18 protein-coding genes and 1 pseudogene are annotated in these 16,021 nt (G+C 68.7%); 9 read left to right on the top strand and 10 right to left on the bottom strand.

Annotated features, from left to right (window positions below; genetic code table 11):
* Together ACFWP5_RS01895 and ACFWP5_RS01890 are read left to right on the top strand one after the other, a co-directional pair.
* Positions 1-969 (top strand): SCO2521 family protein, encoded by a 969-nt coding sequence (locus ACFWP5_RS01895; protein WP_384148897.1) that lies wholly within the window; start codon positions 1-3, stop codon positions 967-969.
* A 42-nt stretch (positions 970-1,011) separates the two neighbouring features.
* On the top strand, positions 1,012-2,085 hold the full coding sequence (locus tag ACFWP5_RS01890; protein WP_384148895.1) for a hypothetical protein: 1,074 nt from the start codon (positions 1,012-1,014) through the stop codon (positions 2,083-2,085).
* On the opposite strand, the gene ACFWP5_RS01885 is transcribed toward ACFWP5_RS01890, so the two are convergent.
* Complete coding sequence (locus ACFWP5_RS01885; protein WP_384148893.1) at positions 2,076-2,618, bottom strand: hypothetical protein; 543 nt, start codon at positions 2,616-2,618, stop codon at positions 2,076-2,078. The two genes, ACFWP5_RS01890 and ACFWP5_RS01885, sit on opposite strands and share 10 nt — an antisense overlap.
* Positions 2,619-2,803: 185 nt before the next feature.
* Between ACFWP5_RS01885 and ACFWP5_RS01880 the strand changes: the two genes are divergently transcribed.
* Positions 2,804-3,184, top strand: coding sequence for a VOC family protein (locus tag ACFWP5_RS01880; protein WP_384148891.1), 381 nt, complete (start codon positions 2,804-2,806; stop codon positions 3,182-3,184).
* Between the two features lie 31 nt (positions 3,185-3,215).
* Here ACFWP5_RS01880 and ACFWP5_RS01875 read toward each other — a convergent pair whose 3' ends face one another.
* Positions 3,216-4,190, bottom strand: coding sequence for an ArsR/SmtB family transcription factor (locus tag ACFWP5_RS01875; protein ID WP_384148889.1), 975 nt, complete (start codon positions 4,188-4,190; stop codon positions 3,216-3,218).
* 316 nt (positions 4,191-4,506) lie between these two features.
* Positions 4,507-4,617, bottom strand: a pseudogene (locus tag ACFWP5_RS01870) (transcriptional regulator); the annotation flags it as partial.
* A gap of 232 nt (positions 4,618-4,849) precedes the next feature.
* On the opposite strand from ACFWP5_RS01870, the gene ACFWP5_RS01865 reads away from it, so the two are divergent.
* From ACFWP5_RS01865 to ACFWP5_RS01855, 3 genes are all read left to right on the top strand, one after another.
* On the top strand, positions 4,850-5,065 hold the full coding sequence (locus tag ACFWP5_RS01865) for a hypothetical protein (protein ID WP_384148887.1): 216 nt from the start codon (positions 4,850-4,852) through the stop codon (positions 5,063-5,065).
* A gap of 56 nt (positions 5,066-5,121) precedes the next feature.
* On the top strand, positions 5,122-5,871 hold the full coding sequence (recO, locus tag ACFWP5_RS01860) for a DNA repair protein RecO (RefSeq protein WP_384148885.1): 750 nt from the start codon (positions 5,122-5,124) through the stop codon (positions 5,869-5,871).
* Positions 5,872-5,942: 71 nt separating this feature from the next.
* Positions 5,943-6,791: an isoprenyl transferase gene (locus ACFWP5_RS01855; RefSeq protein ID WP_384148883.1), complete on the top strand. Its 849-nt coding sequence runs from the start codon at positions 5,943-5,945 to the stop codon at positions 6,789-6,791.
* A 126-nt stretch (positions 6,792-6,917) separates the two neighbouring features.
* On the opposite strand, the gene ACFWP5_RS01850 is transcribed toward ACFWP5_RS01855, so the two are convergent.
* Genes ACFWP5_RS01850 through ACFWP5_RS01835 form a run of 4 tightly spaced genes read right to left on the bottom strand, consistent with a single transcriptional unit; the run spans position 6,918 to position 10,046 of the window.
* Entirely contained in the window at positions 6,918-7,328 is a 411-nt protein-coding gene (locus ACFWP5_RS01850) for a transcriptional repressor (protein WP_329249418.1), read from the bottom strand.
* A gap of 59 nt (positions 7,329-7,387) precedes the next feature.
* Positions 7,388-8,290: a metal ABC transporter permease gene (locus ACFWP5_RS01845; RefSeq protein WP_384148880.1), complete on the bottom strand. Its 903-nt coding sequence runs from the start codon at positions 8,288-8,290 to the stop codon at positions 7,388-7,390.
* The gene (locus ACFWP5_RS01840) at positions 8,290-9,093 is read right to left on the bottom strand and encodes a metal ABC transporter ATP-binding protein (protein ID WP_384148878.1); all 804 of its coding nucleotides are present in this window, start codon (positions 9,091-9,093) and stop codon (positions 8,290-8,292) included. Before ACFWP5_RS01840 ends, ACFWP5_RS01845 begins: the two co-directional genes overlap by 1 nt.
* A complete protein-coding gene (locus ACFWP5_RS01835) occupies positions 9,090-10,046 on the bottom strand; it encodes a metal ABC transporter substrate-binding protein (protein WP_384148876.1) in 957 nt (318 codons plus the stop codon). The genes ACFWP5_RS01840 and ACFWP5_RS01835 overlap by 4 nt, the downstream gene beginning before the upstream one ends.
* 185 nt (positions 10,047-10,231) lie before the next feature.
* On the opposite strand from ACFWP5_RS01835, the gene ACFWP5_RS01830 reads away from it, so the two are divergent.
* Positions 10,232-11,614: a glycine--tRNA ligase gene (locus ACFWP5_RS01830; protein ID WP_384148874.1), complete on the top strand. Its 1,383-nt coding sequence runs from the start codon at positions 10,232-10,234 to the stop codon at positions 11,612-11,614.
* A gap of 129 nt (positions 11,615-11,743) precedes the next feature.
* Here ACFWP5_RS01830 and ACFWP5_RS01825 read toward each other — a convergent pair whose 3' ends face one another.
* Positions 11,744-12,790: a chitinase gene (locus ACFWP5_RS01825; RefSeq protein ID WP_384148872.1), complete on the bottom strand. Its 1,047-nt coding sequence runs from the start codon at positions 12,788-12,790 to the stop codon at positions 11,744-11,746.
* A 155-nt stretch (positions 12,791-12,945) separates the two neighbouring features.
* Here ACFWP5_RS01825 and ACFWP5_RS01820 point away from each other — a divergent pair, with 155 nt between their 5' ends.
* Together ACFWP5_RS01820 and ACFWP5_RS01815 are read left to right on the top strand one after the other, a co-directional pair.
* Positions 12,946-13,956, top strand: coding sequence for an aldo/keto reductase (locus ACFWP5_RS01820; protein ID WP_384148870.1), 1,011 nt, complete (start codon positions 12,946-12,948; stop codon positions 13,954-13,956).
* A 26-nt stretch (positions 13,957-13,982) separates the two neighbouring features.
* The gene (locus ACFWP5_RS01815) at positions 13,983-14,567 is read left to right on the top strand and encodes a TetR family transcriptional regulator (protein WP_384148868.1); all 585 of its coding nucleotides are present in this window, start codon (positions 13,983-13,985) and stop codon (positions 14,565-14,567) included.
* Between the two features lie 3 nt (positions 14,568-14,570).
* On the opposite strand, the gene ACFWP5_RS01810 is transcribed toward ACFWP5_RS01815, so the two are convergent.
* Together ACFWP5_RS01810 and ACFWP5_RS01805 are read right to left on the bottom strand one after the other, a co-directional pair.
* Positions 14,571-15,704: a serine hydrolase domain-containing protein gene (locus tag ACFWP5_RS01810; protein ID WP_384148866.1), complete on the bottom strand. Its 1,134-nt coding sequence runs from the start codon at positions 15,702-15,704 to the stop codon at positions 14,571-14,573.
* Between the two features lie 98 nt (positions 15,705-15,802).
* The gene (locus tag ACFWP5_RS01805; RefSeq protein ID WP_384148864.1) at positions 15,803-16,009 is read right to left on the bottom strand and encodes a hypothetical protein; all 207 of its coding nucleotides are present in this window, start codon (positions 16,007-16,009) and stop codon (positions 15,803-15,805) included.
* Positions 16,010-16,021 lie beyond the last annotated feature (12 nt).

The following is a 16,021-nucleotide window of genomic DNA, read 5'->3' as shown; positions in this document are numbered from 1 at the left end:
ATGAAGGCCCCCGGACAGCAGACGCGCTCGGTCCTCGCCTGCGGCGAGGTGCGCACCGGTCTGCTGCCGTCTTTCCAGGCGCTGGACGGACGCGCCGCCGCCCAACTGCTGCGGCTGCGCGCCGACGAACACGTCCGGGTCTCCGAGCGGCCCAATCTCTACGCCCGCTCGCCCGAGGTCCTCACCGGCGTGGACTGCCGGCTGCCCACCTCGAACGGCGCCAAGGTCAGGGCCGTCGGTACGGTGGCCGCCCGCGCGGCGCTCACCGAGGGCCGCGTCCTGCAGTCCACCGCCTACTTCGGCGCCCCGGCCGACGGACCCGACGTACGGCAGCCCTGGGGGCACTATCTCGTCCGCCCCGGGGTCGTCGAGCCGTTCGGGAAACTGCCCGAACAGGCCACGGCGGAGGGCGTGTTGCGCGGTGGCGGGCGCGGCGAACTGGACCTGGGGATGATCGCCGAGGGGCTGTTGGCGCAGTTGGTGCGGCATCCGCTCCTCGACCACAAGGCGCCCTTCAAGTCCCGTCGTACACAGCTGCGTTGGGCCGCGCGACGGGCGCCGGAGGGCGAGGGTCCGTCGCTGGACCGCTTCACGCTGGCCGAAGACAGTCTGCGGACCGTCGAGTTGAGGGTGCCGGAGGGCATCGAGGCCGCCGCGGTCGCGGGGCTGTGCGAAGACCTCGCGTTGCACGACTGGCTTTTGACGACGGTGGTGCACATGCTGGAGAACAGCCGGCCCGGTGCGGCGGACGGGCCCGCGGCGGTCCTGGCGCTGCGCCCGGCCGTCGATCACCTGCTGCATCTGTGGATGCCGCGCGCGCACGTGGACCGGACGCTGGGACACCTGTGGGACGTACTGGAGCGGGAACCGGGCTTCAGTCGCCAATGGGAGAACCTTCGCCAGCGTATCCGGGACCAACTGGCCATACAGGCCATCCCGTTGCTGCACCAGGCGCTGAGCACGCGCTGACGGGGCGGCATGAACCGTATATCCGACGGGGGAGAGGTTCACATGAACGGAGTGACGACAACAGGAGCAGGCGGCCTGCGGTCCGTACCGCAGCAGGACCAGGCCCAGCGCAGGTCAAGGCTGTTCCTCAAGACGCTGTTCGCGATCTTAGCCGGAGGCGCCGCCTTCTTCGTGACCAACGTCCTGAACGAGAACGACGGCGACCTGTGGCAGTGGACGATGTCCATCGTCCTCGGCAGCGCGACCCTGGTCGTGCAACTGCTCGTGGACTTCGGTGAGCGGCTGGAGGCCGTCCAGGAGAGTCAGAAGCGGCGCATCCGGGACATGAAGGACAGTCTGTCCAGCCATCACATCGAGATGCGCGCGGCGGTCGACGACAGCTTCGCGAAGATCAACGCCGCGACGGAGCTGTACAGCAAGGTCGACGGCTCGGTGCTGCGCTCCGACGAGGTGACCCGGCTGGTGCTGGGCTACACGAAAGTCGGCGAGGAGGGCGCGGACATCGTGAAGGCCTTCGCCGAGGAGGAGCTGGGCCGGCTCGCCCTGCTCATGGAGAACCTCGGCAACGGCACGGCGGACTGCCCCGGTGAGAACCACGAGTGGCTGATCGACCTCACCAGGTGCGTCAAGAGGACGCTCTACGCCACCAGCACGTCCGTGGACCGTGACTTCTGGTCGAGCGAGCCCGCGAGGCGGTATCTCGCCGCCCAGGAGACGGCGATCAAGACACGGCGGGTGCAGGTCCGGCGCGTGTTCCTCGTCGACGAGGAGCAGGAAGTCACCGGCAGCCTCCGCCAACTCTGCGAAAGACACCGCAAGTTCGGGATCGACGCGCGTATCGCGGTCCGGTCCCTGCTGGAACCGACCGCCCAGATGAACTCGTTGAACGACTTCATCGCCTTCGACGGCGAACTCTGCTACGAGACCGAGCCCGACATCCATGTCATGCCGGCCAAGACGACGCTGAAGATGACACGCGAACACGTGGAGGAACGGATCAACCGCTTCAACGTGCTGTGGGAGGCGACGGAACCGGACCGGGGCCCGGCGGCGATCCCGGTTCCCGCCCCGGTTCCGGAGCCCCGGCAGGGTCCCGCGCCGACGGCTCACCCCTGAGGCGGCGGCGGAACGACCTGCCCGTAGTCGCCGCTGGAGTAGTCGCCGTCCGCCACGAAGCCGGGGCTGGTGCCCTGCTCGATGTACGGGGGCGGGTCCGTGTTGACGGACATGTCGCCGTTGGAGTTGATGCTGACGGTCACCTTCACCTCGCCGGCGGGCGGGCTGGCGGCGTAGCCGAGCTTCTCGGGCAGGTAGCCCTGGTACTGCTGCGGGGCGGAGTTGGTGACCTGGAAGGTGCCGTCGGTCGTCTTGGCCTGGTTGATGCTGCCCCAGGTGGTGTCGGTGCTGGTGATCGAGGCCGTGGTTCCGCTGGTCAGGTTGCCCTGACCGTCCCAGCAACGGGTGATGGTGATGGTCGAGTTGGCCATCGTCGTGTCGAAGAAGAGCGAGTCGTCGTTCCAGTGCCAGTGGAACTGGTAGCCGCCGTCGCAGGTGGTGGCCTGCGCTGTGCCCGGCGCGAGGAGCAGCGCGAGGGGGGCCAGGGCGAGGACGGAGAGTTGGACGGTGCGTTTGCGGAGTGCGGTCAGCATGCCGTCAGGCTCTCAACTGCCGTACGGGGGACGGAAAACCCTTCGACCGTGCTCGAATGCTGTGCAGTCGTGTTGCTCGAACGGTGTGGGGCCGCGGCCCTTAATCCCTTCGCCCGTGCTCGTCCCGTCCGGTACGGTCGCGAGGTTGTCTTCACTGCTGGGAGCCCCTGAGAGCAGGTTTCTTCATGGCAAGTCGTATCGGCGAACTCGTGCTCGGTTGCCGCGATCCCGAGGTGCTGGCGCGGTTCTGGTGCGAGGTTCTGGACTTCGTCGTGCTCGAACGCGAGGAGGGGCAGTGGGTGGAGATCGGGACGCCTGAAGGGTTCGGTGGGCCGCACCCGACGCTCTTCTTCAGTCGCCGGGACGAGCCGGAGCCGGGGAAGTCCCGGCTGCACATCGACGTCAATCCCACCGATCGTGATCAGGCCGCCGAGCTCGAACGCCTGCTGGCACTCGGTGCGCGCCGGGCCGACATCGGTCAGACGGGGGACGAGCAGTGGCATGTTCTGGCCGACCCCGAAGGCAATGAGTTCTGCCTGCTCAAGGCTCGTATCAACCCGCTCTGACCGCTCTGACCGCTGCGTTTGGTCTGGCTGCCTAGCCGTCCAGCAGGGCCAGGCCCAGTGGTGTGAGCGTGTGCAGGACCGCCTGGCCCGCCCGTGACGTGCTCAACAGGCCCGCCTCGCGCAGTACTCCCGCGTGGTGGCTGGCCGTGGCCGGTGCGATGCCTACCCCGTGGGCGAGTTCCGTGGTCGTCATGCCGTGGTGCTCCGCCAGCGACTCCAGGACCTCTGTGCGCGTCTGTCCGAGCAGCGCGCCGAGGGAGGGGCGGGGGCGCGTCGTCCGGCCTACGGCCGTGTCGTGGGCCATGGGGTAGACCACGACCACCGGGAGGGTGGGGTCCTTGAGGAGCGTCGGGCGCCGCCAGCAGAAGTACGACGGCAGGACGAGCAGTCCCCGGCCGTCGAGTCGTACGTCCCGGTCGGCTCCGCCCAGGCCGCTGACTTCGAGCACCAGTGGTTGCCAGGAGAGGCCGGGGTGGAGCCTGCTCAGCAGGCCGCCCAGGTGATGTGTCGTCAGGAAGCGGTCGTGCAGCGAGCGTTCGGCGTCCAGTCGGGTGCGAATGCCGTTCCACCAGGGGGCGAGTGCGATCCGGATGTAGGTGCGTAGCGCCTGTGCGAGATGCGCTACGGCGTCCCCGTCGCCCTCGGCCAGCGACGGGGCCCAGGACGGTAACTTCCGGCCTGCGCGCGAGAGTTCGAGCAGATCGTGCCGGAGTCGCCCTCGCGGTGTGGAGAGCAGTGCGCCTATCCCCGCCTCCAGGCCGCCGGCTCCGCCCGCCGGGGTGAGGAAGTCCGGGGAGTATCCGTGGGGTGGTGCCAGCCGAAGTAACTCGCGGACAGGGGCGGGCAGTTCGGGTCGTACCGCCCGCCGCCAGGGGCCGAAGACCGCCGACGCGGCGTTGGTCTGCAGCACGTGCATGCTCAGCAGCGCTTCCCATAACGGGTCCGGTGTCTGCGCCAGCCTGATGTGTGCGAGGTCGTCGTCCGTGAAGTGGATGCGGACCGGCATGGGTGGCCTCCCCCGTTCGAGCCTCGTTCCATGGTCGGAAGAGGAGAGGGGGCGTGCCTGACCGCAACGCCGACCTTCACGGAATCGGCGCCAATGGGGACGTTGTGGACGATCAGTGACGAGAGGAGGTGAGGGAGCCGATGAACTCCGTCCAGGCACCGACCACGATCACCGGCCCACCAGCAGACACCTTGCCGGGCTCGCGCACTGTCGGTAGTCCTCCGCCGCCGTCTCGATCAGAGCCAGGGACGCCTCCGGCGACAATGCGGCAGCCCGGGGCGTCGGCGAACTTCATGAGCGTCAGCAGCTTGCCCATGATGAGCTTGTGATAGAGGCGCTCGAAAATGCCGTCCGTTTTCAGGATCTCGTCAAACCGGATGGCCAGGTCCATCTGCGGTTTGCGAATGGCCTGTTCGAATGGGCCGATATACGTGCCGGAGACAAAGGCGAGCCGCCGGTCGTGAACCGTTGGCCATAGCCAACCCCCTTGGTCTGCACCGCAGTTGTTGTCGACAGACTCCTGCCGAGTGTAGGGGCGCAAGAGCACCCTGGAGTTGAGAAGCGTGAAACTCGAAAAGGGAGGGGAGCCAGGTGTGGGCACACTGCTCGGAGGCGAAGGACACCTTGATGGAATTGCGGATTCGGGTGCGAGGAGAGCGATGAAACCGCCCGTCGGATCGGTCGCCATGGACACCTGTACCGGGAGAGTGGGCATCGTCATGGGCCATGAGGGGCCTTATGTTCAGCTGCGCCCCTACGGCGGCGGACGGGAGTGGGACGTCGAGCCGACCGCCGTACGGGACGCGACCCCGGCCGAGCGGCTGAGCGCGGCGACCGCGTATGCGAACGCCCGCAGTCGCGGTGAGGTGCCTTGAGGCGCCGATGCCTCGATCCGGCGTAGGGCCATGGAGCCGTAGGGGACAATGGGCCCATGAGTCTGTTCCGCGACGACGGCATCGTGCTGCGCACCCAGAAGCTGGGTGAGGCGGACCGGATCATCACGCTGCTCACGCGGGGTCACGGGCGGGTACGCGCGGTGGCGCGCGGGGTGCGGCGGACCAAGTCGAAGTTCGGCGCCCGGCTGGAACCCTTCTCCCATGTGGACGTGCAGTTCTTCGCGCGGGGGAGCGAACTGATCGGCCGCGGGCTGCCGTTGTGTACGCAGAGTGAGACCATCGCTCCGTACGGTGGCGGGATCGTCGCCGACTACGCGCGGTACACCGCGGGTACGGCGATGCTGGAGACGGCGGAGCGGTTCACCGATCACGAGGGCGAGCCCGCCGTACAGCAGTATCTGCTGCTCGTGGGCGGGCTGCGGACGCTGGCCGGCGGTGAGCATGCTCCGCATCTCATCCTCGACGCGTTCCTGCTGCGTTCCCTCGCCGTCAACGGCTATGCGCCAAGCTTCGGTGACTGCGCGAAGTGCGGGCTGCCGGGGCCGAACCGGTTCTTCTCCGTGGCGTCGGGCGGGGTCGTCTGCGTCGACTGCCGGGTGGCCGGGAGCGTCGTACCCTCACCGCAGGCCCTGGAGCTCCTCGGTGCGCTGCTTACGGGAGACTGGGAGACGGCGGACGCGTGCGAGGCGCGGCATGTGCGGGAGGGCAGCGGGCTGGTCTCCGCCTATCTGCACTGGCATCTGGAACGCGGGCTCCGCTCGCTGCGGTACGTGGAGAAGTCGTAGCAGGGCGTGGCGAGTTGTCGTAGGTCATAGAGAAGTCGTAGTAGGTCGTAGAAAGAGGAGACGAGAAGCACATGGCCGTACGCGGGATCCTGGGGCGCCAGCGGCGCGAGTACACGGCGCCGGAGCCGCACCCGTCGGGGGCCACCGCGCCGAAGCTGCCCGGTGAGCTGATCCCGAAGCACGTGGCGATCGTCATGGACGGGAACGGGCGGTGGGCGAAGGAGCGGGGGCTGCCGCGCACCGAGGGTCACAAGGTCGGCGCCGAGCGGGTGTTGGACGTGTTGCAGGGCGGTGTCGAGATGGGTGTCGGCGCGATCTCGCTGTACGCCTTCTCCACCGAGAACTGGAAGCGGTCGCCCGACGAGGTGCGCTTCCTCATGAACTTCAACCGCGACTTCATCCGTAAGACGCGCGACACCCTGGACGAACTCGGTATCCGGGTGCGGTGGGTCGGCCGTATGCCCAAGCTGTGGCGGTCGGTCGCCAAGGAGCTCCAGATCGCGCAGGAGCAGACCAAGAACAACGACGCGCTCACGCTGTACTTCTGCATGAACTACGGCGGCCGGGCCGAAATCGCCGACGCGGCAAAGGCGTTGGCGGAGGATGTGCGGGCGGGTCGGCTCGATCCGGCCAAGGTCGACGAGAAGACCTTCGCCAAGTACATGTACTACCCGGACATGCCCGAGGTCGACCTCTTCCTGCGCCCCAGCGGGGAACAGCGCACCTCCAACTACCTGATCTGGCAGAGCGCTTACGCCGAGATGGTCTTCCAGGACGTGCTGTGGCCGGACTTCGACCGGCGTGACCTGTGGCGGGCCTGCGTCGAATTCGCCCAGCGGGACCGGCGGTTCGGCGGGGCGGTGCCGAACGAGAAGCTGCTGGAGATGGAACAGGCGATGCGGGGCGACGAGCAGGGCTGATTCAGCCTGTCTGGGGGTGCCCCCTCTGGAGGAGTCTGAGGACGCGGCCGTCCAGGCCGACAGCGTGGGTCTGGGGGCGGCAGCCCCCCGGAGACGTCCACACCGACCCACCCGCACAACAACCGCTCAACCAGCGGCGCACTCCGCACAGGTACCGAAGATCTCCACCGTGTGCGCCACGTTGACGTAGCCGTGCTCCGCCGCGATCGCCTCCGCCCACTTCTCCACGGCGGGCCCTTCCACCTCCACCGCCTTGCCGCAGACACGGCACACGAGGTGGTGGTGATGGTCGCCGGTGGAGCAGCGGCGGTAGACGGATTCGCCCTCGTCGGTGCGCAGGACGTCGACCTCGCCGGCGTCGGCGAGGTTCTGGAGGGTGCGGTAGACCGTGGTCAGGCCCACCGAGTCACCCTTGTGCTTGAGCATGTCGTGGAGTTCCTGGGCGCTGCGGAACTCGTCGACCTCGTTGAGTGCCGCCGACACGGCGGCACGCTGGCGGGTGGATCGTCCCTTTACGGGCGGACCGGCCGTTGTCACCGTTGCCTCCTCACGTCTGCACTTTGCCGAGCCATTGTGCCAGCCCGGGCTGTGCATGGTCAGACACCGACCTCGTCGGCGGCTCCCCGTGTGGCCGGAATCGCGCACTCCACCGGGTCCCCGGCGGGTCGCGCGGCGGCTGCCGCCCTGGCCCGGCGCCGGGCCAGCGGAGTCGCCAGTGCGGTGAGGGCGATGAACGCGGCGATCGTCAGGAGCACGATCGTCGCGCCAGGCGGGACGTCCTGGTAGTACGAGGTGACGGTGCCGCTGACCGTCACGGTCACGCCGAGCACGCCCGCGATCGCGAGGGTCGCCCCGAAGCTGCGGGTGAGCTGCTGCGCGGCGGCGACCGGCACCACCATCAGCGCGGAGACCAGGATCAGGCCCACGACCCGCATCGCGACGGTGACCGTGACGGCCGCGGTGACCGCCGTCAGCAGGTTCAGGGCACGCACGGGCAGGCCCGTGACCCGCGCGAACTCCTCGTCGTGGTTCACGGCGAACAGCTGCCGCCGTAGACCCAGCGTGACCACGATCACGAAGGCCGCCAGGATGCCGATCGCCGTCACGTCGGACTGCGAGACCGTCGAGAGGGAGCCGAAGAGGTACGAGCTCAGGTTGGCGTTCGAGCCGCCCGGCGCGAGGTTGACGAACATCACGCCGCCCGCCATACCGCCGTAGAAGAGCATCGCGAGGGCGATGTCGCCGCGGGTCTTGCCGTACCAGCGGATCAGTTCCATCAGGACCGAGCCGAGCGCGGAGACGGCGGTGGCCATCCACACCGGGGAGGCGTTCAGCAGGAAGCCGAGGCCGACGCCGGTCATCGCGACGTGGCCGATGCCGTCGCCCATGAGGGGCTGGCGGCGCTGGACCAGGTAGATGCCGATCGCGGGGGCGGTGATGCCGACGAGGACGGCGGCGATGAGCGCCCGCTGCATGAAGGCGTAGTCGAGGATGTCCATCAGCTCAGCAGTCCCGTGCGGATCGGTTCGGCGTCCGCCGCCGAGTGCGGGTGTACGTGGTCGTGGCCGGGCAGCGCGTGCTGGCCGAGCGCGCGCGGGGGCGGGCCGTCGTGCTGGACGCAGCCGTCGCGGAGGACGACCGCGCGGTCGATCAGGGGCTCCAGGGCGCCCAGTTCGTGCAGGACGAGCAACACCGTTGTGCCTTCGGCGACTTGACGGGTCAGGGTGTCCGCCAGCACCTTCTGACTGGCCAGGTCCACGCCCGCCATCGGCTCGTCCATGATGAGGAGTTCGGGTTCGGCGGCGAGTGCGCGGGCGATCAGCACGCGCTGGTGCTGGCCGCCGGAGAGCGCGTTGACCGAGTCCTTGGCGCGGTCCGCCATGCCGACCAGCTCCAGGGCGTGCCGTACGGCCTCGTGGTCCGCCTTGCGCAGCAGGCCGAAGCGGGCGCGGGAGAGGCGGCCGGACGCGACGATCTCGGTGACCGTGGCGGGAACGCCGCCCGCGGCCGTCGTGCGCTGCGGTACGTACCCCACGCGCCGCCAGTCGCGGAAGGCGCGGCGCGGGGTGCCGAACAGCTCGATCTCGCCCCCGCTGAGCGGGACTTGGCCGATGATCGTGCGGATCGCGGTCGACTTGCCGGAGCCGTTGGCGCCGAGCAGCGCGACCACCTCGCCGCGGCGCACGGTGAGGTCGATGCCGCGCAGGACGGGGCGCGAGCCCAGCTCGGCGCGGACTCCGCGCAGCGATATGACGGGCTCGCTCACCAAGTCGCTCATCAACTCGTCCTCCGTGCTGGTCATTTACTTCCCAGGGCCTTCTGCAGGGCCTTGAGGTTGGCCTGCTGGACCGAGAAGTAGTCCTTGCCGCGGGACTTCTTGGTGATGCCCTCGATCGGGTCGAGGACGTCCGTCTTCAGGTTCGCGTCGGCGGCGATGGTCTTCGCGGTCTTGTCGCTGACGAGCGTCTCGTAGAACACCGTGGTGACGCCGTCGGCCTTGGCCATCTTCTCAAGGTTCTTCACGCGCTCGGCACTCGGCTCCGACTCGGGGTCGAGGCCGTTGATGGCCTCCTCGGTGAGGCCGTAGCGCTCGGCGAGGTAGCCGAAGGCGGCGTGCGTGGTGATGAACACCTTGGTCTTGGTGTTCGTGAGCCCCGTCTTGAACTCGGTGTTGAGCGCGTCCAGCTTCTTGACCAGGGCCGCGGTATTCGTCTTGTAGTCGGCCGCGTTCTTCGGGTCGGCCTTCTCGAAGGCCTTGCCGACGCCTGCGGCGACCTGGGCGTAGCGCACCGGGTCGAGCCAGATGTGGGGGTCGAGGCCGGCCAGCTCGTCGTTCTTCGAGGTGTCGTGCGAGGCCGCGTGGCCGCCGACCTCGTTGCCGTGCTTCTCCAGCGTGGTCAGGGAGGCGGCGTCGATCTTCGTCCCGACCTCGGACTGGCTCACCGCGGCGTCGACGGCCGGCTGGAGGTTCTTGAGGTAGAGCACCGCGTCGGACTGCCCGAGCGCGGCGGTCTGCTGCGCGCTGATCTCCAGGTCGTGCGGCTCCTGGCCGGGTTTGGTGAGGCTGGTGACGTGCACGTGGTCGCCGCCGATCTGCTCGGCGAGGTACTGCAGCGGGTAGAACGCCGCGACGACGTCGAACTTGTCCGTGTTGGCCGCGGACGCGCTGTCGGAGCAGGCGGAGAGGGTCCCGAGACCGAGGGCGGTGGCCGCGGCTATGGCGATCCCGGATATGTGGCGTCGTCGTACGTTCATGACAGTCATTTTCAACTGACATGGAAACCGTTGTCAACAAGCATCGGGTGAGGAACCGATTTGATATGGGGGCGGGCGGCGCCGGTAACCTGAGGTATTCGCCCGCCCGTCTCCCGACCACCACCCCCCATCGAGGCGCTTCGCGCCGCCCCTCCTTACCGTCCATTCGTCATGAAGAGAGCATCGTGGCCGCCGACAAGATCGACACCATCGTCAGCCTGAGCAAGCGCCGTGGCTTCGTATTCCCCAGTAGTGAGATCTACGGTGGCCAGCGCGCCGCTTGGGACTACGGGCCCCTGGGTGTCGAGCTCAAGGAGAACCTGAAGCGCCAGTGGTGGCGCTACATGGTGACGTCGCGCGAGGACGTGGTCGGTATCGACTCGTCCGTGATCCTGGCCCCCGAGGTCTGGGTCGCCTCCGGCCATGTCGCCACTTTCTCGGACCCGCTGACCGAGTGCACCGCGTGCCACAAGCGGTTCCGCGCGGACCACCTGGAGGAGGCGTACGAGGCCAAGCACGGCCGCGCCCCCGAGAAGGGCCTCGCCGACATCAACTGCCCCAACTGCGGCAACAAGGGCCAGTTCACCGAGCCCAAGGAGTTCTCCGGCCTGCTCTCCACCCACCTCGGCCCGACGCAGGACACCGGCTCCGTCGCCTACCTGCGCCCCGAGACCGCCCAGGGCATCTTCACCAACTTCGCCCAGGTGCAGACCACTTCGCGCCGCAAGCCGCCCTTCGGCATCGCGCAGATGGGCAAGTCCTTCCGCAACGAGATCACGCCCGGCAACTTCATCTTCCGGACCCGCGAGTTCGAGCAGATGGAGATGGAGTTCTTCGTCAAGCCGGGCGAGGACGAGAAGTGGCAGGAGTACTGGATGGAGCAGCGCTGGAACTGGTACACCGGCCTGGGCCTGCGCGCGGAGAACATGCGGTGGTACGACCACCCCAAGGAGAAGCTCTCCCACTACTCCAAGCGCACCGCTGACATCGAGTACCGCTTCCAGTTCGGCGGCAACGAGTGGGGCGAGCTGGAAGGCGTCGCCAACCGCACCGACTACGACCTGAACGCCCACTCCAAGGCCTCCGGCCAGGACCTCTCCTTCTTCGACCAGGAGGCCCAGGAGCGCTGGACGCCGTACGTCATCGAGCCGGCCGCCGGCGTCGGCCGCGCGATGCTGGCGTTCCTCCTCGACGCGTATGTCGAGGACGAAGCGCCCAACGCCAAGGGCAAGTTGGAGAAGCGGACGGTGCTGCGCCTGGACCACCGCCTCGCCCCGGTGAAGGTTGCGGTGCTTCCCCTTTCCCGGAACCCGGAGCTGTCCCCGAAGGCCAAGGGCCTCGCGGCTGCCCTGCGCCAGAACTGGAACATCGAGTTCGACGACGCGGGCGCCATCGGCCGCCGCTACCGCCGTCAGGACGAGATCGGTACGCCGTACTGCGTGACGGTCGACTTCGACACGCTTGAGGACAACGCGGTGACGGTCCGCGAGCGCGACTCCATGAAGCAGGAGCGGGTGTCTCTCGACCAGATCGAGGGCTACCTGGCTGGGCGTCTCGTCGGCGCCTAGGTCTGTTGGGGTCCTGTCTCTGGGGGCTGCGCCCCCAGACCCCCATCGGCCCTGAAGGGGCCTCGTCCTCAAACGCCGGACGGGCTGACAACGCCCGTCCGGCGTTTTTTGGTGCTCAACTCTTGGTGCTCAACGCCCTTGCAGCGCCTTCACGTTGTCGCCGAACGTCCAGTTCTTCGAGCCGTCCCAGTTGATCGACCAGGTCATCAGGCCCTTGAGGGACGTGCCGTAGTGCTTCCAGGCCTGGGAGACCAGGGACGGTGACATGTAGCCGCCGCCCGCGCCCGACTGGGCTGGCAGGCCCGGGACTTGCTTGTCGTAGGGGACCTTGATCGTCGTACCCTGCACGACCAGGCCCTTGTTGAGGCAGTCGGTCTGGGCGGTGAAGCCCGTGACCGTGCCGGCGGAGTACGAGTCGCCGGAGCAGCCGTACATGCTGCCGTTGTAGTACTGCATGTTGAGCCACCACAGGCGGCCGTTGTCCGCGTACTTCTTCACGATCGGGAGATACGCGCCCCAGATCGAGCCGTACGTGATGCTGCCGCCGGTGACGTAGGCGGTCTCCGGGGCCATCGTCAGGCCGAAGTTGGACGGCATCTGGGCGAGGATGCCGTCGATGATGCGGATCAAGTTGGCCTGGGACGTGGAGAGTTGGGCGATGTTTCCGCTGCCGACCAGGCCCGTCTCGATGTCTATGTCGATGCCGTCGAAGTTGTACTTCTTCAGGATCGGCACGATCGTCGAGACGAACTTGTCGGCGACCGCGGACGAGCTGAGGTCGATGCCCGCCGCCGCTCCGCCGATCGACATCAGGATCGTCTGGCCGGAGGCCTTCGCCGCGCACATCTCCGCCGGCGTGGCCACCTTCACGCCCGCGTCCATGCCGTCCTCCCACAGCGCGGTGCCGTCGGAGCGGATGACGGGGAACGCCGCGTTGATCACGTTGTAGCCGTGCGCGGCGATACGGGAGTCGGTGATCGGGGTCCAGCCGAAGGGCGGGTGGACGCCGTTGGAGGAGCCGTCCCAGTTCTCCCAGTAGCCCTGGAGGACCTTGCCTGCGGGGCGGGACTTGACGGCGCAGGTGTCGGCCGCGGATGCCGTGGGGGCGGTGGCTATCGAGAGAGGGACGAGGAGGGTGGCCGCCGTGAGGGCGGCGGTGAAAAGCCGACGGAGCATGCGAGGCCTCCCGGTGGGGGTGCGGTGAGGTGTCGTAGGCATGACAGTGCGCGCGGTACGGACCTCTCGTCAATAGGTCTGTACCAATCGACCGCGCTGACAAGTATGGAATGACAGATATTGAAATCTGTCATCTGTCATGCCAAGGTGGACTCATGACGATCCCCACGCGCACTCTCGGAACCACCGGCCCCCAGGTCTCCGCCCTCGGCCTCGGCTGCATGGGCATGTCCGCGTTGTACGGCGACGCGGACCGGGCCGAGTCCATCGCCACCATCCACGCCGCCCTGGAAGCGGGCGTGACGCTCCTCGACACCGGCGACTTCTACGCCATGGGTCACAACGAGATGCTGATCGGCGAGGCCCTGCACGCCGCTCCGGCCGCTCGTCGCGAACAGGCGCTCACCAGTGTCAAGTTCGGGGCCCTGCGCGGTCCGGACGGCGCCTGGAGCGGCTACGACGGCCGGCCCGCCGCCGTGAAGAACTTCGCGGCGTACTCCCTCCAGCGCCTCGGCGTCGACCACATCGACGTGTACCGGATCGCCCGGGTCGACGCCGACGTACCGATCGAGGAGACGGTCGGCGCGATCGCCGAGCTGGTCGAGCAGGGGTACGTCCGGCACATCGGCCTCAGCGAGGTCGGCGCCGACACGATCCGCCGGGCCGCCGCGACCGCGCCGATCGCGGACGTGCAGCTGGAGTACGCGCTGATCACGCGCGGCATCGAGGACCGGATCCTGCCGGTCACCCGCGAGCTGGGCATCTCCGTCACCGCGTACGGCGTGCTGTCCCGCGGTCTGATCTCCGGGCACTTCACCACCGACCGGCAGCTCGGCGCGACCGACTTCCGGGCGTACTCGCCGCGCTTCCAGGGCGAGAACCTCCAGCACAACCTGACCCTGGTCGAGCAGTTGCGGAAGCTCGCCGAGCAGAAGGGCGTCTCCGTCGCCCAACTCGCCATCGCCTGGGTGCTGTCGCGGGGCGAGGACATCGTGCCGCTGGTCGGCGCGCGGACCCGGGAGAGGCTGGCGGAGTCGCTGGGCGCGCTGGACGTCGTACTGGACGAGGCTGACCTGACCGCGATCGATGAGGCCGTACCGGCGGACTCGGCGCTGGGCGACCGCTACCCGTCGGCGATGATGGCGCACCTCGACAGCGAGCGCTGATCCGGCCTCCGGGTACGGTCTTCGTCATGGCAGCGAGCGAGACCCTGACCGCCGAGCGCATCCTCGAAGCGACCGAGGAGGTGCTGCGCCGCCACGGCCCGGCGAAGGCCACCGTGGTGGACGTGGCCCGCGCGCTCGGCGTCAGCCATGGCACCGTCTACCGGCACTTCCGCACGAAGGCGGTGCTGCGGGAGGCGGTCACCAAGCGCTGGCTGGACCGGACTTCGAAGAACCTGTCCCACTTCGCGTCCGAGGACCGCGACCCCGAGGCCCGGCTGCGGGACTGGCTGGCGGGACTGTTCGACGCCAAGCGGCGCAAGGCGGGCGGCGATCCCGAACTCTTCGCGACGTACTCGGTCCTCGCCGAGGAGGCGGGCAAGGCCGTCGGCGACCACCTCGACGAACTGACCGGACAGCTCACCACGATCGTCCGGGAGGGTGTCGAGGCCGGGGTGTTCACCGTCCCCGACCCGGCCGTCGCCGCCCGTGCCGTCTTCCAGGCCACCGGCCGTTTTCACGACCCCTCCTACGCGCGGGAGTGGCAGAAGCCGGGCGTGGAGGCCGAGTTCGAGGCGCTGGTGGAGCTGTTGCTGCGGGGATTGCGGGGCTGAGGATCAGCCGCTTGCCGTGCACCGCCAGAAGTCCCGCATCACCTTCGTCGGTGTCGGGTTCGCCATGCCCGCCTGGGTCAGCAGGATCGTGACCGTGCCGGTGGGCGGGACGATGTGGGCCGTGGTGCCCGTGCCGCCGACCCAGCCGTAGCGGCCGGGGACGTTCCACGGGTCGACCGGAGCGACGTCGACCTGGCCGCCGTAGCCCCAGCCCTGGCCCTCCAGGAAGAGGGCGCCGGCCTCGCGCTGGGCGGCCGTGAGGTGGTTCGTGGTCATGCGGCTCACCGAGGTGGGGGTGAGGAGTCCCTGGCCGGACCCCAGGAGCATGCGGGCGAAGGCCAGCCAGTCGTCCGCCGTGGAGACCAGCCCGCCGCCGCCCGAGGGGAAGGCGGGGGCGTGGTTCCACTGGCCGTCCGGGGTGTCCGTCAGTTCCAGACCGCCCGCCGGGGTGGGGCTGTAGTAGCTCGTGAAGCGCGACCGCTTCGACTCCGGGACCTCGAACGCCGTGTCCGTCATGCCCAGCGGCTCGAAGATCCGCTCGGAGAGGAACTCCGGGAAGGTGCGGCCTGACGCGCGTCCGACCAGCACCCCCTGCAGATCGGACGCCGTGCCGTACAGCCACGCCTCGCCCGGCTGGTGCAGGAGCGGGACCCGGGCCAGGTCCGCGACCCACGTGTCCGGGTCCGGCCACGACTGCAGGAACCGGCCGTCCTTCTGCACCCCGAACAGCGGCTGCACCGCCGGGAGCGAGAAGTCGGACGGAAAGCCCCAGCCCGGGCGGGAACTGAGCAGGTCCTCGACCGTGATCGGACGGGCCGCCGGGACCAGGTCGTCGACCGGGCTCGACGGGGTGCGGACCGCCATCGGCTTCGCCAGCTCCGGCAGCCACTCCTCCACGGGGGAGTCGAGGCCGAGGACCCCGTCCTCCACCAGCATCAGCACCGCCGCCGCCGTGATCGGCTTGGTGATCGAGGCGATACGGAAGATCGAGTCCCGGGCCATCGGGGCCGTGCCCTCGGCGTCCGTCGAGCCGACGGCCACCACCTCGACGTCGGCACCACGGGCCACGAGACCCACGGCGCCCGGGACCGTCCCGTCCTTGACATGTCGGATCAGGGTCTCGCGCAGTTCGCTCATCGGTGGGCCTTCCGGTGCCGGTCGCGGTCGTGGGCGTGCCTACGAGATGTACGACCCGAGCGGCGACGCAAACTCATCGGCGACCCGCGCTGTGCCGCCTACGCCGCCGACGGGTCCACCGTCGCCTGGTGCTCCTCGGCCAGATGTTCCTCCGCCTTCAGCCAGGGCAGGAACTGCGCGCTCTTCTTCCAGCCGCACGTGTCGCAACTGATCGTGCGCTTCGCACCGGTGCGCAGCACCCGGACGATGTGTTCCCGTCCGTGCTGGTCCCAGCGGCTCACCTTGCTCCTGTTGATCTCCAGCATGATGTCTCGCCT

Source organism: Streptomyces sp. NPDC058469 (assembly GCF_042721125.1).
GTDB lineage: Bacteria > Actinomycetota > Actinomycetes > Streptomycetales > Streptomycetaceae > Streptomyces.
The sequence above is the reverse complement of the archived record's forward strand: the minus strand, read 5'-3'. Positions and strand labels throughout refer to the sequence as shown.

Bases quoted from the DNA above. Each gene is read 5' to 3' on its own strand.
- ACFWP5_RS01895 (WP_384148897.1), top strand. From the start codon at position 1: ATGAAGGCCCCCGGACAGCAGACGCGCTCGGTCCTCGCCTGCGGCGAG.
- ACFWP5_RS01815 (WP_384148868.1), top strand. From the start codon at position 13,983: ATGGCAGCGAGCGAGACCCTGACCGCCGAGCGCATCCTCGAAGCGACC.
- ACFWP5_RS01805 (WP_384148864.1), bottom strand. From the start codon at position 16,009: ATGCTGGAGATCAACAGGAGCAAGGTGAGCCGCTGGGACCAGCACGGA.
- ACFWP5_RS01835 (WP_384148876.1), bottom strand. From the start codon at position 10,046: ATGAACGTACGACGACGCCACATATCCGGGATCGCCATAGCCGCGGCC.
- ACFWP5_RS01840 (WP_384148878.1), bottom strand. From the start codon at position 9,093: ATGACCAGCACGGAGGACGAGTTGATGAGCGACTTGGTGAGCGAGCCC.
- ACFWP5_RS01825 (WP_384148872.1), bottom strand. From the start codon at position 12,790: ATGCTCCGTCGGCTTTTCACCGCCGCCCTCACGGCGGCCACCCTCCTC.
- ACFWP5_RS01855 (WP_384148883.1), top strand. From the start codon at position 5,943: ATGGCCGTACGCGGGATCCTGGGGCGCCAGCGGCGCGAGTACACGGCG.
- recO (WP_384148885.1), top strand. From the start codon at position 5,122: ATGAGTCTGTTCCGCGACGACGGCATCGTGCTGCGCACCCAGAAGCTG.
- ACFWP5_RS01845 (WP_384148880.1), bottom strand. From the start codon at position 8,290: ATGGACATCCTCGACTACGCCTTCATGCAGCGGGCGCTCATCGCCGCC.
- ACFWP5_RS01810 (WP_384148866.1), bottom strand. From the start codon at position 15,704: ATGAGCGAACTGCGCGAGACCCTGATCCGACATGTCAAGGACGGGACG.
- ACFWP5_RS01820 (WP_384148870.1), top strand. From the start codon at position 12,946: ATGACGATCCCCACGCGCACTCTCGGAACCACCGGCCCCCAGGTCTCC.
- ACFWP5_RS01885 (WP_384148893.1), bottom strand. From the start codon at position 2,618: ATGCTGACCGCACTCCGCAAACGCACCGTCCAACTCTCCGTCCTCGCC.
- ACFWP5_RS01875 (WP_384148889.1), bottom strand. From the start codon at position 4,190: ATGCCGGTCCGCATCCACTTCACGGACGACGACCTCGCACACATCAGG.
- ACFWP5_RS01890 (WP_384148895.1), top strand. From the start codon at position 1,012: ATGAACGGAGTGACGACAACAGGAGCAGGCGGCCTGCGGTCCGTACCG.
- ACFWP5_RS01865 (WP_384148887.1), top strand. From the start codon at position 4,850: ATGAAACCGCCCGTCGGATCGGTCGCCATGGACACCTGTACCGGGAGA.
- ACFWP5_RS01880 (WP_384148891.1), top strand. From the start codon at position 2,804: ATGGCAAGTCGTATCGGCGAACTCGTGCTCGGTTGCCGCGATCCCGAG.